Source organism: Streptomyces iconiensis (genome assembly GCF_028657195.3).
Classification (GTDB): Bacteria; Actinomycetota; Actinomycetes; order Streptomycetales; family Streptomycetaceae; genus Streptomyces; species Streptomyces iconiensis.
The window spans coordinates 231,542-247,523 of record NZ_JANCPR020000003.1; the positions used below are offsets into that span (position 1 = coordinate 231,542).

Here is a 15,982-nt window from a genome sequence, read left to right on the forward strand (position 1 = left end):
AGCGAGGGCGCGCTCACTTCCTAAGCGCTTGCTTATGCTCGCCGACCCTGTTCGCCGTTGTCAACGGCGGGTGCCGGGCGGGGAGCGAAGGCGGCGCCGGGAAAGAAGCGGATGATCACCTCATTGTGTGTAATGCCGTCTGTTTCTCCCTGCTTCGGTGCGCGGTCGGCAAGGATCTGCGCGCGGCATCAGGCGCACCGGCACATGTCCCTTTTGTCCCTGTGGGCCCGGCCGCCCGAACGCAGTGATCGGCACCAGAAGGGACGACATGCACCTGACCCCGCATGAGCAGGAACGCCTGCTGATTCACGTGGCCGCGGATGTGGCGCGGCAACGCCATCAGCGCGGGCTGCGGCTGAACTACCCCGAAGTCATGGCCCTGTTGACGGCGTATGTGTACGAGCAGGCGCGGGCGGGAGCGACCGTCGACTCGGTCATGGAGACCGGTCGCCATGTGCTCAAACGCGGCGATGTCATGGACGGCGTGCCGGAGATGATCGACACCGTCCAGGTGGAGGCGACGTTCCCCGACGGTACGAAGCTCGTGACCATCCGCGACCCCTTCGAGAAGCTCGCCGAGGACGAGGTGGACGTGTACCCGGGCAAGGTCGACCTGCTGGCCGACCCGAAGGGGGACCAGGACAAGGACAAGCCCGGCGGGCAGCAGGACGCGAAGGACTGCACGAGGCAGAGCCACAAGGCGTCGCAGAGCGGCGGGCCCGCTTACCAGTACACGGTGCCGTACAACGCAGGCGAAAGGGTCACACGTATCTGCGTGAAGAACCCGAACGACCGTCCCATCCAGGTCGGCTCGCACTTCCACTTCTACGAGACGAACGGTTACGCGGAAGCCGCCGCCGATCCCGCCGCCGATCCCGCCGCTGGCTCCGGCGCAGCGAGGCCGGGGCTCGACTTCAACCCCGCGGACGCGTACGGGAAGCGTCTGAACATTCCATCCGGTTCCTCCGAGCGGTTCGAGCCCGGTGACGAGCGCTGGGTGGAACTCGTGCCGATCCAGGGCCTGAAGCAGGTCAAGGGCCTGCAGATCAAGGACGAGGCCGACCGGCAGATCGACGGGAACAAGGTCACCACAGGGAACGGGGGTTCGGTGCGGTGACGGAAGGAGGAGCGGCCAAGAAGGCGGCCGGGAAGAAGCCGGTTACGAAGAAGTCGGCGGCCAAGAAGCCTGGCACCAAGAAGCCAGCTGCCAAGGAGGCAGCGGCCAAGGAGCCAGCTGCCAAGAAGTCGTCAGCCAAGAAGCCGGCGGCAGGGGAAGCGGCGGCCAAGCGGGCGGCGGCCGAGGGGGCGTCTGACAACGTGCGGGCGGCCCACGGAGCCGAGGCCAGGAAGCCGGCCGACAGGAAGCTGACCCGGCAGGAGTACAGCGATCTGTACGGGCCGACGACGGATGACCGGCTCCGGCTCGCTGACACCGACCTGGTGATCCGCATCGACGAGGACTGGTCGGGTGGTCCCGGGCACAGTGGCAACGAGATGATCTTCGGCGGCGGCAAGTCGATCCGTGAGTCGATGGGCCAGTCGCACATCGCGCGGAGGGAGCACGACGTTGCCCCGAGGCCCATCGAGGAGGGGAAGGGAAGCAAGAAGAAGGTCACCGTCGGCCTCCCGGGGAAGAAGAAGTTCCCCGAGGACGCGCCGGTGGACACCGTCATCACCGGTGCGCTGATCCTCGACCACTGGGGCATCGTGAAGGCCGACGTCGGTGTGTTCGACGGCATGGTGGTCGCGATCGGCAAGGCGTACAACCCCGAGACGATGGACACGCGGACATTCACCAGCGAGCTCGGGCAGAAGTACGCGACGAACTTCGTTGTCGGGCCCGAGACCGAGGTGATCTCCGGAAACGGCCGGATCCTGACCGCGGGCGGGGTCGACACACATGTGCACTTCCTGTGCCCGAACGAGGTCCATGAGGCCCTCGCCTCAGGAGTGACCACGTTGATCGGTGGCGGTACGGGACCCGCCGAAGGCAGCACGGCCACCACCGTCACGCCGGGCAAGTGGCACATTCGCCGGACGCTGGAGGCGCTCGACGCCTACCCGGTGAACATCGGCCTGCTCGCCAAGGGCAGTACCGTCAACAAGGACGCGCTGAGGGCCCAGTTGAGGGCCGGTGCCGTCGGCCTCAAGCTCCATGAGGACTGGGGTGCGACCCCCGCGGTCATCGACGCGGCGCTGGCGGTGTGCGAGGAGGCCGGGTACGAGGGCCAGGTCGCCCTGCACGCCGACTCGCTGAACGAGGCCGGGTTCGTGCAGAACACCTTCAACGCGACCAAGAAGCCTGGCGGCAGCGGCGCGTATCGCAGCCTGCACGTCTTCCATGTCGAAGGCGCCGGAGGCGGGCACGCGCCCGACATGATCAAGCTTGTCGCCGAAGAGAACGTGCTGCCGGCGTCGACGAATCCGACCCGGCCCCTGACGGTCAACACCGTCAAGGAGCACATGGACATGATGATCGTCTGCCACCATCTCAACCCGGAGATCAAGGCGGACATGGCATTCGCCGACTCCCGGATCCGGCCCTCCACCATGGCCGCCGAGGACCTGCTGCACGACATGGGCGCCATCTCGATGATGTCCTCCGACGCACAGGCGATGGGCCGCATCGGCGAGATGATCATGCGTACCTGGCAGACGGCCCACGTGATGAAGACCCGCTACGGCCTCCTGCCCGAGGACAAGGCGGGCAAGGAAGGAGACAAGCCCAAGCGCCCGCCGGCGGACAACTTCCGAGCGCGGCGCTACATCGCCAAGTACACGATCAACCCGGCCCTCGCCCACGGCATCGACGCTTTGGTCGGCTCCGTGGAGCCGGGGAAGCTCGCGGACCTGGTGCTGTGGGAGCCGAAGTTCTTCGGTGTGAAGCCGCACATGGTCCTCAAGGGCGGACAACTCGCCTACGCGCAGGTCGGCGACGCCAACGCGTCGATCCCGACACCCCAGCCCTACCTGCCACGCCCCGTATGGGGCTCCTGCGGCCGGGCCCCTGCGGCGAACTCGTACAACTTCGTGGTGCAGGCCACCATCGACGCCCTGATCGAAGAGGACGCGGGCGTGGGGAAGGGGCAGGACAGGGCGAAGGCGGAGGAGAAGGCCCGGGAGAGGGCGAAGAAGAAGACCAAGCTCACCCTGCCCGGGCTGAGCAAGGGTGTGTTCAGGGCCAAGTCCACCCGCGCCGTGACCAAGGCGAGCATGGTGCACAACAGCGGGAAGCCGAAGATCGTGATCGACGCGGACACCTATGACGTCACCATCGGCGGCGCCTCCACGGGCGACGTGGGCGTTGCCATCAAGGAGCGGGACCCGCGCCCCGACCCGCCCGACCCCGGCTCGGGGCTCACGCCCGACCAGCCAGAACCGCAGGCCCCGACGCGCCCGAAGCCCGTACCGGTCGGGCGCAGCTTCGCCACCGAACTGCCCATGACCCAGCGGTACTTCCTGTTCTGAGCCGACGCGCCCGTCCCCGCCCGGCCGCGCCACGAACGGCCGGGCCCCACCCCTGCGAATCCGCGAACCGCGAATCCGCGACTCCGCATACCTGTGAACCTGTGAACCTGCGAAAGGCGGGCGCTCCCCGATGAGCCGCGCAGCTCTGCTCGTCCTGGCCGATGGCCGCTTCCCCGCGGGCGGGCACGCCCACTCCGGTGGAGTGGAGGCCGCCGTCGCCGCCGGGACCGTACGCGATCCCGCGAGCTTGGAGGCGTTCTGCCGGGGCCGCCTGCACACCACCGGCCTCACCGGTGCCGGCCTGGCCGCCGCGGCGGCCACCGGCTACGACGCGCTGGCCCTGGACGAGGCGGCCGATGCCCGCACCCCCGCGCCGGCGCTGCGGAGGGTCGCCCGCAGACTCGGCCGCCAGATGATGCGTGCGGCCCGCGCCACTTGGCCCTCCGACGGCCTCGACCGGCTGGCTCATGACCGCCCGCAGGGCGCACATCAGCCTGTCGTTCTGGGCGCAGCCGCCCGTTCCGCCGGCCTGGCACCGCTGGAGGCCGCCCACGCCGCCGCGTACGAGGGCGTGGGGGGTCCGGCGACCGCCGCTGTCCGGCTGCTGAGCCTCGACCCGTTCCACGCGACCGCCGTACTGGCCCGGCTCGCCGGCGACCTCGACCACATCGCCGACCGGGCCGCCTCGGCGGCGGCCCGGGTCGCAGCAGAGGGCACCGGCGTCCTGCCCGCCGCCTCCGCGCCGCTGCTGGACCTCGCGGCTGAGCAGCACGCCGCGTGGCCCGTCCGGCTCTTCGCCTCCTGAACCGCCAACCTCCCTGCTGAGAACCGGAGTTGACATGCACCTCGACCACCCCGTGACCGCACCCCAGCGACACACCTACGGCGCCGAGCCGTTCCACGCCGACGGCAGCCGCCGCGCCCTGCGCGTCGGGCTGGGCGGCCCGGTCGGCTCCGGCAAGACCGCCACCGTCGCAGCGCTGTGCCGGGCGCTGCGCACCCAGCTGTCCATCGCCGTGGTGACCAACGACATCTACACCCGCGAGGACGCCGCGTTCCTGCGCCGCGAGGCTGTACTGCCGCCGGAACGGATCACCGCAGTGGAGACCGGCGCATGCCCGCACACCGCGATCCGGGACGACATCTCCGCCAACCTCGAAGCCGTCGAGCAGCTGGAGGAGAGCCTTCCCGCACTGGACCTGATCCTCGTCGAGTCCGGCGGCGACAACCTCACCGCGACCTTCTCCCGCGGTCTGGTCGACACCCAGATCTTCGTCATCGACGTCTCCAGCGGCGACGACATCCCCCGCAAGGGCGGCCCCGGCATCACCACCGCCGATCTGCTCATCGTCAACAAGACCGACCTCGCCCCCTACGTAGGCGCCGACCTGAACACCATGGCCACCGACGCACACAAGCAGCGGGGCGACCTCCCGGTCGTCTTCACCAGCCTCACCGCACCCGACGGGATCGGCCAGGTCGCCGCCTGGATCACCGGCCGCCTCACCGCCTGGCAAGCCGGAGCCACATCATGACCACCACACAGAACCTGCCCCCCACGCCGCCCGCTTCCGCGCCGCCCGCTTCGGTGACGCCGGGCTTAGCGACGCCCGCTTCCGCGCCGCTGGCTTTCCCGACGGACGGTGCCCCGACGACGGACGGCGCTTGCCTGCCAGTCGGCGAGGTAACGGGCGGTGCCCGAACGGCGGTTGGCGGTCCCGCGGAAGGTGGTGCCCACGCGGCGTGCGCCGTCGGGGCACCCGACGGCGTCCATACATCCGACGGCCTCCACGCAACGGCTGGGGTGCGCGCCGCCCACAACGGCCGGGTCACCACGCTCCCGCTGCTGCACAACGACGGCCCCTTTCACCTGCGGCGGCTGCGCTCGCGCGACGGGCGGGCACGGGTCAGCATCGTCGGTGCCATGAGTGCCCCGTTGGGCGGTGACCGGCTCGCCCTCGATATCCATGCCGAGGCGCGCGCCGAACTCGAAGTCACGACGGCCGCCGCAACCCTCGCTCTGCGCGGACCCACCGACGCGCCCGCCACGTACGACGTCCGTCTCACAGCGGACGAGCACGCCACGCTGCACTGGCTGCCCCAACCGCTGATCAGTGCCCAAGGAAGCACGCTGCACCAGACGTACACCGTCGAACTCGCGCCCACCGCCCGCCTCGTGCTGCGTGAGGAACAACTCCTCGGCCGCACAGCCGAGCCCCCGGGCCACCTCACCACCCGCCTCACCGTGCGCCGCGCCGGACGCACCCTCCTCGACCAGCACACCGACTACGGAGGCCCGGCCCCCGGCTGGGACGGCCCCGCCGTGCTCGCCGGACACCGCGCCACCGGCCAACTCCTCGTCGTCGACCCCGACCTGGACACCGACCGTGAATCGGTGCTGATCGACGAGGCCGAATCCGAAGCCGAAGCCGAAGCCGACCGCGCAGGAGACGCCGGCGGTGTCCATCCGCCCACCGGCCAGGCCGTCCTCGTCCCCCTCGCCGGGGGACCAGCCCTGCTCGCGACCGCCGTCGCCCCCACCACTACTCGCCTACGCCACCTCCTCGATACCGCACTCACCCACCTCCGTCCCGCACGGACGTAGGCAGCTTGATCCGACGGGGCCGCCCCTCTGGAGCCCGGGCCGGGCGAGCCCCCGTCCGGCGGAAAGCCGCCGAAGCGGGATGTCGTGGGGCGAAGAGGCGGCGGAGTTTCCTGGCGGCGGTTTCCCGTGCCTCGATACGGAAAGGGCCAGCGAAGGCCAGGGCCGGGCGGGGTGTGCGCGCCCAAGGGGGCTGGGCGCTTTCTTCGGCCCCGCTGGACCCTTGTGCGAGCGCGCCCGTGCTCTGTTGGTGCGTGGGATCGACCCCTCTCTGCTGCGTTCTTGACCAGCGTCTTGGACTCCGGTTGCGGCTGCGGCCGTGGGCGTTTCCGGGTGGCCGGGACCGCCGGGGAAACACCCACGGGGCGCAGCAATGGTGGACCTATCGCGTGAGTTCAGCGGGTTCGTTGAGATGGGTGAGTTTCTGGGGGTTTCTTGTGACGTAGATGTGGGTGATCCGGCCGTTGGTCAGGGTGAGGCTCACCGCAGAGGGTTCGCCGTTGATGTCGATGCGGCCCGCGGGGGAGCCGTTGAGGTGGATGGGTGTGGTGGCGAACGCGGCCACCACCTGGTGCGTGCGGGCCAGCAGCTCCGCTACGTGTTCGGCTCCGTGTATCGGGGCCAGGGCTGCGGCCACGAGTCCTCCGCCGTCGGTGATCAGGATCACGTCCGGTGCCATGACCTCCATCAGCTCGTGCAACTGTCCCGTGCGCAGCGCGGCCAGGAACCGTTCGACAACGGCCTGTTGTTCCAGCCGGCTGACCTGGACCCGTGGCCGCCGCGCGGCGACATGCTCGCGTGCACGCCGTGCGATCTGCCGCACCGTGGCCGCGGACTTGCCCAGGGCCCCCGCGATCTCGCCGTACGGCACCTCGAAGACCTCGCGGAGTACGAATACGGCCCGCTCCGTCGGTCCGAGCGTCTCCAGCACGGTCAGCATCGCGATGGAGACGCTCTCCGCGAGTTCGACGTCCTCGGCGACATCGGGGCTTGTCAGCAGCGGTTCTGGTAGCCATTCACCGACGTATTCCTCGCGGCTGCGCGACAGCGTTCGCAGGCGGTTGAGTGCTTGCCGCGTGACGACACGGACGAGGTAGGCGCGCGGGTCACGCACCTGTGATCGGTCGGCGTCGGCCCACCGCAGCCAGGACTCCTGCAGCACGTCCTCCGCGTCGGCCGCCGAACCGAGCATCTCGTAGGCGACCGTGAACAGCAGGGCGCGGTGGGCGACGAATGGATCGTCGGTCATGCTGCCGACGCTGTGCCGGAATTCTCAGGGCGCGCGGCCAGGGGTATTTCACACGCGGACGAGAAGCCCTGCGACTCGATTCCGAGCGCCGTATTGCTCCTGGTCGCGAAGTTGGCAAAAGAGATGAACACGGTCAGCTCGACCATCGCCGCCGGGCCGAGCTGGTCGAGCAGGCACGCGGACAACTCGTCGGTGACGGTCGGCGGGGTGTTCGTCATGGCCTCGGCGTACTCCAGCACGTCCCGTTCCAGCGGCGTGAACACCTCCGCCTCCCGCCAGCGAGGCACCTGGCTCGCCTTGGCCATGTCCAGGTCCTGGTTCCGCACCTGGAAGTAGCCGATGTCGAGGCACCAACCGCAGCCCACCTGGGCCGCGACGGCCATGTGCGCGAACGACTTGAGACTCTCGTCGGCCGCCTGCCATCCGCCTGCCTTGCTCCCCATCTCCAAGGACGCCTCGGCAACCTCGGGGTTGTGCCACATCACCTCGACGGGCTCGGGGACGGCGCCGAGTTGCCTGGCCATGCTCTCGCTGAGTTCGGTGGGCAGTTCTGCCTTCGGGACGCGTAGCGCCATGATGTTCTCCTCCGCACGTTTGCCTCTTTACATAAAGACACCGCCGGGCCCGCGAATGTGACAACACCTCCGGCGGGCCAACGACCCCCACGCGCAGGCAGCACTGCTGCGCGGCACCGGGCTGTACGTACGCCGGCAGGTCACCCCACCTCGGCGTCACCGTCCGTCGACGGGTCACCGCCCCCGACAGGTCACCGCACCTCGATCGGGAGGGGTGGTGACACCGTACGTTCCCTCGGCACCCGTGCCACGAGCCCCAGCACGGTTGCCCGTTCCTCGCCCTGGCCGAAGCGGCCGAGCCATTCCTCGGGGTCGGCGCTCAGGGTGGAGAGCGTCAGTGTGTAGAGGTAGGTGCCAGGCCGCCGGGGCGTGAAGGTGGTGAACGTGGTCAGCGGCAGATAACCGGGGCCCGTCGGGTCGAACGCCTCGCCGGGCTCCAACTGCCGGAAGTCCGCAGGGCGCAGCGGTCCGACGAGCGGATCCTCCGGCTGCCTGCGCGGGCTGACGGTGCGGCCCTCCAGGAGTACGGCCGGCTCGTAGTGCGGGTAGCGCACCCCGTCCTCCGAGCCGTCCAGCACTCCGGCGGCCCACACGCGGTGCGCCGAGGTGTTGTGCAGGGTCACGACGACCGGCACCGGGCTGCCGAGGGGGTGCGGCAGGTGGGCGGGGCCGCGTAGCTCCAGCCGGAAAACGGGCACGCGGCCCCACCCCCTCGTCGATGCCTTCTGCTCACGCACGGAACAGAATCCTCCACTCCGCGCGGTACGGATAGTCCGTGCGGTACGGGCACTCCGCGCGGTACCGACAGTCCGCGCGGTAGCGACAGCCCGTGCGGTATGGACAGTCCGCGCGGTACGGAGTCCGCTCACTCACGACCGGTACTCCCCTCACTCATGCGCGGTACCTCGTTCACTCAAGCGCGGTACTCCGCGGCGAGCGCGGCCTTCTCCGCCTCGGCCTGGTCCCTGATCGACTCCACGACGTGCTGGTTGAGTCCCTGGGCGCCGAAATGTGCCGCCATCCGGTCGAGTACGGAGGTCGCCTGCTCCAGGTCACCCTGCTTGGCCTCGGCCCTGGCGAGCCTGCGCATCACCATGTTGAGGGTGATGCTGTCGACCCCGGAGCCCTGCACGGACGCCTCGACCACGGGCGAGAGCTGCTGGATGCTCTCCTTGGTGTCGACGGGGCGTACGGCCAGGCCCTCCTTGCCGGGCAGCAGGCTCTTGAACTCGTGCTCGGCGTTGAGGCCCCTGACCATCCGCGCGTACACGGCGAACGGATGCTTGCCGTGCTGCTCGATGATCTGCTGGAGCGCGTCGTTGCCCGCCTTGAGCGACGGCGAGTCCGAGCCGAGCAGCGCGAAGAGCGTGCCCTGCTCCTCACCCATCATCAGCTCGGCCACCTGCTCGTCGGCGCGGCTCATCGGGTGCCTGACCGTGACGCGCAGGGTGGGCGAGACGACACGTGAGCCGTCCGTCGCCAGGTACATGGCGCGCAGCTCGTACGTTCCGGGCTGCTGGAAGTAGTGCCCTTCCTGGCCGTAGCCGAGATATGCGCTGGAGTAGAGCGCCGGCCTGCCGCCGTCCAGCCTGATCGTGCGCTCGCCGTCCACGCAGCGCCGCAGCAGCGGCCGGTGTACGAGGGTGCGCCCGGAGGGCTGCCGGATGGCCACGCTCACCAGGTCGTTGTTCGGGTGCAGGTAGGCGTGCGTGTCCATGCCGCGCAGGTCGGTCGTCGCGAGCTTGAACTCCACGACGAGCGGCTCCCCGAACTCGTACGCGCGCTTGCCGCGCAGTTCGAGGCGGAGCCCGGACTGGTCCGTCATCGGCTCGTCGAACTGTTCGGCGTCGATGTCGCCGGCGCCCGTGCCGAAGGAGTTGGCGCCCATGACGACGTTCTTGTAGAAGCCGTGCCGCAGGTGCAGCAGCTCGTTGGCGGTGAACTGGAAGGGGAACTTCGCCCAGTAGGCCGTCTCGCCCGAGGGGGCGCCGCCGCCCGGGTTGTAGTTCTGCGGGTAGTTCATCCACGACAGGTCGCCGAAGCCCTGGTTCTGGCCGAGCGGCGCCGGCGGCGAGGCGAGGTTCTTCTGCCACGAGTGCATCAGGTTGAAGGCGTGGCCCAGTTCGTGGACGTACGTCCTGAGCTGCGCGCGCTGTGCGGCGGCCGTGGCGCCCTGGATGTTGTCGTAGAAGACGGCGCAGCCCTGGCGCTGGAACGCGTCCTTGTGGTCGAACATGATGCCGCGGACCCCGGCCATGCTCTCGTACCTGCTGGCCACGAGCAGCCAGACCTTCCACTGCGGAAGGTTCTTGAACTGGCTGAAGTTGGTCGCCATGGCGCCGTGCAGCTCGCCGTCGGTCCAGCCGTTGGAGCTGTCGGCCAGCGTGTTGACGGCGCCCGTGGTCAGCAGCTCTATGCCGGACTCCGCGAAGGCACGGGGCACCGTCAGCAGCCGCGCCGGGCTGCTGGGCGGCTGCGGCAGCGAACCGGTGTTGTACGAGACGAACGGGACCTTGCCCCTGACGGAGTCCTGCTCCCACTGGATCGTGCGGAAGTAGCTGGAGACGAAGGCGCACAGGTAACTCGCGCCCCTCTCGGTGGCCGTGCGGTAGAACGTCACGGCTGCCGGTGCCTGCGGCTGGACGACGGTCCTGAGCGGGATCGCCACCTCCACGAAGGGATAGGCGGCGTCCCAGGTGAAGGTGGCCTGGCCGCGGATGACGGCGTGGGTCGCCGTGCGGACGTAGGTGAGGCTCCTGACCACGAACGAACCGAAGTAGCTGGTGGTGCCGCCCGTGGTGGTGAAGAAGTCGCCGCTGAGCTTGCGCAGCGGGCGGTTTCCGTCGACGTCCACACGCAGTTCGAGCTGGAAGCCGCTGCCGCCGCTGCGGTAGCGCCCGCGCACCAGCTGGTAGGCCGCGGCTCCGGCCGACTGTTCGGCGTGCTCAGGAACAGCGGTGTGCCGCTCGGCTCCCTGCTGCTCGGGCAGACCGGCGTTCTCCGTGCTCTCGATAGGCGTGATCTCGCTGAACTCGCCGCTGGGCAGGGGCGATTCGACGAGGTCGCTCATCCCCGCTGTGGGGTCTTCGACGGCTGAGGACGCTGACGAGGCTGACGACGCTGACAACATGGTGGAGTGTCCTTCGCGTGCCTGAGTGCGTTTTTCGGGGACGGTGCGCGAAGCGCGCCGTCGGGCACCTGGCCGGCCAGGAGACTCTGTGAACGTGCCGTGTGTGGAACCTCGCAGCACCGACAGGTCCTGTCAATGCGCGCATTCGGAGTTTTTCCGCCCGGGCACGCGGACGGAGCTGAGGGGGCCTGCGGGGTCCCTGTTACGGCTTGCGGGCCACTCCCGTGTGCAGGGTGAGCGCGTCGTCCGGCAGCCGCTCGGCCGCCTCGGGGTCCGGCCGCCACAGGTGCGCCATCGTGAGCCCGGGTTCGAGGAGTTCGAGCTTCTCGAAGAACCTGCTCACCTCGGCCCGTGTGCGCGGCACGAAGGCGGTGCCGCCGCGCTTGTATATACCGATCACATCGCTCGCGCGCTCCGACAGCTCCTCGTCGGGTATGTCGCCGATCCCGTGCGTCAGACACAGGAAGCTGCCCGGCGCCAGCGGCTCCATGAGGGCTTCCACGATGTCGTAGGGGCCCAACTCGTCCGGTACGAAGTGGAAGAGCGCGTTCACCGAGACGGCGACCGGGAGGTTCAGATCCAACGTCCCGCGCAGTTCGGGGGATTGGATGATCGTCTCGGGCCGGGTGACATCGGCGTGCAGGTAGGCGGTGCGGCCCTCGGGCGTGCTGTGCAGCAGCGCCCGGGCGTACTGGAGCACGATCGGGTCGTTGTCGGTGTAGACGACGCGGGCCTCGGGCGCCTCCGCCTGGGCGATCTGGTGCAGGTTGGGCTCGGTGGGGATACCGGTGCCGATGTCCAGGAACTGCCGTATGCCGTACTCCCGGGAGAGCGTCCTGGTGGCCCTGGCCATGAAGTCGCGGTTGGCGCGGGCGGCCTGGACGATCTGCGGGAGTTTGGCGACCACTGCCTCGGCGGCCTCGGCGTCGGCCGCGTAGTGGGTCTTGCCGCCGAGGTAGTAGTCGTACATCCGAGCGGAGTGCGGCTTGGTCACATCGACCTGTAACGCGTCCGTACGCGGTGCGTCCGGGGCGTTCGCCCGTGCTGCGTCCTTTCCCTGCGCACTGCCGTCTCCGGCCATCGGGCTCTCCGTCCTGGGTCGTCGTCCCGCGCGGATGTCAGGGCTTGCGTGCCACACCCGACAGCATGCTCGGCTCGCCCTCCTTGAGTTCGGTGGGCATCGAGGCGTCCGGGCGCCACAGGTGTGCCATGGTGATGCCCGGTTCCGTGAGTTCCAGACCGTGGAAGAAGCGCGCGACCTCAGCGGAGCTGCGCAGCCGCAGCTGGGTGCCGCCCTTGGCGTAGATCTCCTCGACCTGCTTGCCCAGTGCCGCCATCTTCGGGTCCTTGACCTCGGCCGTCGCATGGGTGAGGCACAGGAAGCTGCCGGGCGCGAGCTGGCTCATCAGCCCGTCCATGATCTCGTAGGGGCCCCACTCGTCGGGCACGAAGTGGAAGAGCGCGTTGAACGACAGCGCCACGGGACGGCTCAGGTCGAGCGTGCTGTGCAGCTCGTCGGAGTCGAGGATCGTCTCGGGCTTGGTGGCGTCGGCCTGGAGGTACGTCGTACGTCCCTCGGGTGCGGAGCGGAGCAGTGCCTGCGCGTACTGGAGCACGATCGGATCGTTGTCGGTGTAGACCACCCGCGCCTCGGGCGAGACCGACTGGGCCACCTGATGGAGGTTGGGCTCCGTCGGGATGCCGGTGCCGATGTCCAGGAACTGCCGTACACCGCGCTCGGCGGCGAGCCAGCGGGTGGAGCGGATCATGAAGTCGCGGTTGGCCCGCGCCATGGCTCCGGCGAAGGGCACGGTCGCGATCACCGCTTCCGCCGCCTGCACATCGGCCTCGTAGTGCGTCTTGCCCCCGAGGTAGTAGTCGTACATCCGCGCCGAGTGGGGCTTGGTCGTGTCTATCGCGGCTGCGGTTCCGTGTTCGGCCATTCGGATACTCCGTTCCGGAGGGGGGGTCAGGCGAGCAGGAAGTCGGCCACGCCCTGCTTGGCGCCCTGGAGGAAGGTTTCGAACTCGTGCGTGGTGTAGATCAGCGCGGGGCCCTCTGGGTCGGTGGACTGCCGCAGCGCGACGCGGCCGTCGCCGAGCTTCATCGCCTCGACGCAGCTCCCGCCGTTGGTGCCGCTCCAGGGCTTCTGCCAGCCCTCGGAGCCCAGCTCCTTCGCAGGCATGCCGTTGTATATGGGGCGCGTCTGCCCTGTGTGACCCATGGTTCAGAACTCCTTGCGGATCTCACCGAGGACGGCCTCGGTGTGTGGTACCGGCGCGGCCTGCGCGCCCATGCGGTCCAGCACCTCCAGATAGGCCGCGGTATCAGGACGCTGGTCCAGATAGGCGGCGCCTGTCAGGTTCTCCGTGTAGACGATGTCCGGAAGCTCCGGAATGTCGAAACGGAAGAGCTGGAAAGGCCCGAACATGCCGGGGTGTGGCCCCGCCGTGAACGGGATGATCTGAAGCGTGATGTTCGGGCGCGCGATCAGCTCCGTGAGGTGGTCGATCTGCTCCCGCATCACGGCGGGAGAGCCGACGTGGCGCCGCAGGACCTGCTCGTCGAGCACGGCCCACAGCACCGGGGCCTTCGGCTCGTCCAGGAGCCGCTGCCGGCCCATGCGGAGTGCGACTCTGCGGTCCAGCTCCTCCTCGTCGGCCCCCGGAAAGCCCGTGCGCAGCAGTGCCTTCGCGTACTCCTTGGTCTGGAGCAGTCCGGGCACGCAGTGTGGCTCATAGGCCCTGATCAGGCTGGCCTCGCCCTCCAGGCTGACGTAGAGGCTGAACCAGCCGGGCAGCACGTCCCGGAAGTCGTGCCACCATCCGGGCCGGTTCGCCTCCTCCACCAGGGACAGGAAGGACTCCGTCTCGGAGTCGGAAAGTCCGTAGACCTTCAGCAGCTTCTCCACGTAGGGCGGCTTGAGCCCGACCTCCGCCTTCTCCATGCGACGCACCGTGGTCGTATTGACACTCAGCGCGTACGCGGCATCGGTGAAGGAACACCCGGCGCGCTCGCGAAGATCACGCAGGCGCAGCCCGAGAACGATCTGCCCCACCGTCGGTGCGGAACGGGTCTCGGCCACCACGCCTCCTCAACTGCCTTCCCAAATGGACCCTTGACGCGTCAGAAGTGTGCCACGGCTTCCTATGCACCAGCCATACTGCCGATGCGATTCTGCGAATTGCAGAACTCCTCTTGCCATCTGTGAAGGTGGCGGAGCATAGTGAACACCGTGACCCAGCTCATGAGGCTGCGGCACCGGAGCCGCACAGCATCGTCCGCGTCGCCTGAGGGCCTGGCAGTACAGGTCCCCCGGTCTCCCCACGCGTGTCCCGGTCCTTCCGGGCGAGGTGCGGTGTACGTACCGGCAGCCGGCCCCTCCCTCCACAGGTAGATGGAAGGCGAACCGCCCGTGGCCTCCTCGCATCCCCCCGCGCAGCTCCCTTTGCCGCTGCTGGTCGACCCGGCCGACACCGTGCGGCACGAGGGCTTCGACCTCCCCGCACACGCTTCGTCCGTCGCCCGTGCGCGTGCCGTGGTCGGAGGTCAGCTCCGCCGCTGGGGATTCCCCGAGGACCTGGGCCACACCGCGCAGCTCGTGATCTCCGAGTTCGTCACCAACGCCGTCCTGCACACCGACAGCGGGCGCATAGGTTGCAGTCTGCAACTGCGTGGACACCAGCTGCGCATAGAGGTCACCGACGAGGGCACGGACAACTGCGCCCCCCTGCCCCGCAGCGCCACGCCGGACGAAGTGAACGGGCGCGGCCTCCAGCTTGTCGGCGCCCTCGCGGAGAGGTGGGGGGTTTCCGCGGGGGACACCCGGTGCGGGCGCGTGGTCTGGGCCGAACTCGGCACCCACTGACCGCGCGCCCGCACCACCCTTCCCGAGCGCCCCAGCTCCCTTGAGCGCTCCCGGCTCCTTCGAGTGCCCCGACTTCACCCGAGGGTTCCGACTCCCTTGAGCGAAGCGGCACTTGGCGTGTCACCACCTCTCGTGGCGTGCGATGCTTCCCCCCGACGGCATACGTACGCGACGAGGCGCGCGGTGACACGGTGAGGCGAGTCATGCGGGAAGAACCGGCCGGGACCGACGAGTTCGGGGTGGACGTCACCACTCCCAGCGTGGCCCGAATGTACGACCACTACCTCGGTGGCAAGGACAACTACGCCGTGGACCGGGAGGCCGTGGCGGAGTTGGACAAGAAGGTGCCCAGCACCAAGCCTCTCGCGATCAACAACCGGCGCTTCCTCCAGCGCGTGGTCCGCATCCTGGCCCGGGACTACGGCATCCGGCAGTTCCTCGACCACGGCTCAGGTCTGCCTACGCAGGACAACGTCCACCAGGTCGCCCAGCGGATCGACCCCACCTCACGCGTCGTCTACGTCGACAACGACCCGATCGTGCTGGCGCACGGCCGCGCGCTGCTCCAGGAGAACGAGTACACGGCGGTGATCCAGGCGGACATGCGGGAGACGGACGAGATCTTCGCGCACCCCGAGGTGCGCCGGCTGATCAACACGGAGGAGCCCGTCGCCGCCCTCTTCGTCTCGGTGATGCACTGCATCCCCGACTCCTCCGACCCGGCTGCGCTCGTACGACGGGTCGCCGACAGGTTGCCGTCCGGGAGCTGCCTGGTGATCAACCAGCTCGTGAGCCACGACAAGTCGACGCGGGACTTCGTCACGGACTTCATGGACCGCAGTACGCACGGGAACTGGGGGCGGGTCAGGGAACCGAAGGACGTCGAGCGGTACTTCGAGGGCCTTGAGGTGCTCGACCCCGGCCTCGGCGAGATCAACGACTGGCGGCCGGACTCGGACCTGGGGCCGCGTCAACTGACCGATGAATGGTTCGAGTTCGGCGGCGTCGCGCGCAAGCCGTAGGGCTCACGCCCGCGCGTGGCCCGCTGCCCCCGTACGGTGCGGCGCCGGAGGGGCGGCGCGGGCGTGAC

General features: G+C 69.2%; 14 protein-coding genes and 2 pseudogenes. 8 read left to right on the top strand and 8 right to left on the bottom strand.

The features are described from left to right. Positions 1 to 268: 268 nt before the first annotated feature. The 6 genes and pseudogenes from NMN56_RS42990 to NMN56_RS04000 form a co-directional block, all read left to right on the top strand. Positions 269 to 562: pseudogene (locus NMN56_RS42990) on the top strand (urease subunit gamma); the annotation flags it as partial. 183 nt (positions 563 to 745) lie between these two features. Further along, a pseudogene (locus tag NMN56_RS42995) lies at positions 746 to 1,117 on the top strand (urease subunit beta); the annotation flags it as partial. A 200-nt stretch (positions 1,118 to 1,317) separates the two neighbouring features. Continuing rightward, on the top strand, positions 1,318 to 3,468 hold the full coding sequence (locus NMN56_RS03985; protein ID WP_430542462.1) for an urease subunit alpha: 2,151 nt from the start codon (positions 1,318 to 1,320) through the stop codon (positions 3,466 to 3,468). 130 nt (positions 3,469 to 3,598) lie between these two features. Then, positions 3,599 to 4,273, top strand: a complete 675-nt coding sequence (locus NMN56_RS03990) for an urease accessory protein UreF (protein WP_274045215.1) — start codon at positions 3,599 to 3,601, stop codon at positions 4,271 to 4,273. Positions 4,274 to 4,307: 34 nt separating this feature from the next. Then, on the top strand, positions 4,308 to 5,003 hold the full coding sequence (gene ureG, locus NMN56_RS03995; RefSeq protein ID WP_274045214.1) for an urease accessory protein UreG: 696 nt from the start codon (positions 4,308 to 4,310) through the stop codon (positions 5,001 to 5,003). Positions 5,004 to 5,272: 269 nt separating this feature from the next. After that, a complete protein-coding gene (locus tag NMN56_RS04000; protein WP_347178572.1) occupies positions 5,273 to 6,073 on the top strand; it encodes an urease accessory protein UreD in 801 nt (266 codons plus the stop codon). Positions 6,074 to 6,452: 379 nt separating this feature from the next. Here the strand turns inward: NMN56_RS04000 and NMN56_RS04005 are convergent, their stop codons facing one another. From NMN56_RS04005 to NMN56_RS04040, 8 genes are all read right to left on the bottom strand, one after another. Then, positions 6,453 to 7,319 (bottom strand): RNA polymerase sigma-70 factor, encoded by an 867-nt coding sequence (locus NMN56_RS04005; protein WP_274045212.1) that lies wholly within the window; start codon positions 7,317 to 7,319, stop codon positions 6,453 to 6,455. Next, complete coding sequence (locus tag NMN56_RS04010; protein WP_274045211.1) at positions 7,316 to 7,894, bottom strand: carboxymuconolactone decarboxylase family protein; 579 nt, start codon at positions 7,892 to 7,894, stop codon at positions 7,316 to 7,318. Before NMN56_RS04010 ends, NMN56_RS04005 begins: the two co-directional genes overlap by 4 nt. 191 nt (positions 7,895 to 8,085) lie before the next feature. Then, positions 8,086 to 8,631, bottom strand: coding sequence for a hypothetical protein (locus NMN56_RS04015; protein WP_280842841.1), 546 nt, complete (start codon positions 8,629 to 8,631; stop codon positions 8,086 to 8,088). A gap of 176 nt (positions 8,632 to 8,807) precedes the next feature. Further along, positions 8,808 to 10,964, bottom strand: a complete 2,157-nt coding sequence (locus NMN56_RS04020) for a zinc metalloprotease (protein WP_274045209.1) — start codon at positions 10,962 to 10,964, stop codon at positions 8,808 to 8,810. A gap of 262 nt (positions 10,965 to 11,226) precedes the next feature. Then, entirely contained in the window at positions 11,227 to 12,105 is an 879-nt protein-coding gene (locus NMN56_RS04025; RefSeq protein ID WP_274045208.1) for an SAM-dependent methyltransferase, read from the bottom strand. Positions 12,106 to 12,142: 37 nt separating this feature from the next. After that, on the bottom strand, positions 12,143 to 12,967 hold the full coding sequence (locus NMN56_RS04030; RefSeq protein WP_274045207.1) for an SAM-dependent methyltransferase: 825 nt from the start codon (positions 12,965 to 12,967) through the stop codon (positions 12,143 to 12,145). 26 nt (positions 12,968 to 12,993) lie between these two features. Next, complete coding sequence (locus NMN56_RS04035; protein ID WP_274045206.1) at positions 12,994 to 13,248, bottom strand: DUF397 domain-containing protein; 255 nt, start codon at positions 13,246 to 13,248, stop codon at positions 12,994 to 12,996. Positions 13,249 to 13,251: 3 nt separating this feature from the next. Beyond that, complete coding sequence (locus NMN56_RS04040; RefSeq protein ID WP_274045205.1) at positions 13,252 to 14,109, bottom strand: helix-turn-helix domain-containing protein; 858 nt, start codon at positions 14,107 to 14,109, stop codon at positions 13,252 to 13,254. A gap of 330 nt (positions 14,110 to 14,439) precedes the next feature. Between NMN56_RS04040 and NMN56_RS04045 the strand changes: the two genes are divergently transcribed. Together NMN56_RS04045 and NMN56_RS04050 are read left to right on the top strand one after the other, a co-directional pair. Beyond that, positions 14,440 to 14,892 carry an ATP-binding protein gene (locus tag NMN56_RS04045; protein ID WP_280842838.1) on the top strand — a complete coding sequence of 151 codons (453 nt, stop codon included), beginning with the start codon at positions 14,440 to 14,442 and terminating at the stop codon, positions 14,890 to 14,892. A gap of 203 nt (positions 14,893 to 15,095) precedes the next feature. Beyond that, positions 15,096 to 15,914 carry an SAM-dependent methyltransferase gene (locus NMN56_RS04050; protein ID WP_274045203.1) on the top strand — a complete coding sequence of 273 codons (819 nt, stop codon included), beginning with the start codon at positions 15,096 to 15,098 and terminating at the stop codon, positions 15,912 to 15,914. The last annotated feature ends 68 nt before the right edge of the window (positions 15,915 to 15,982 follow it).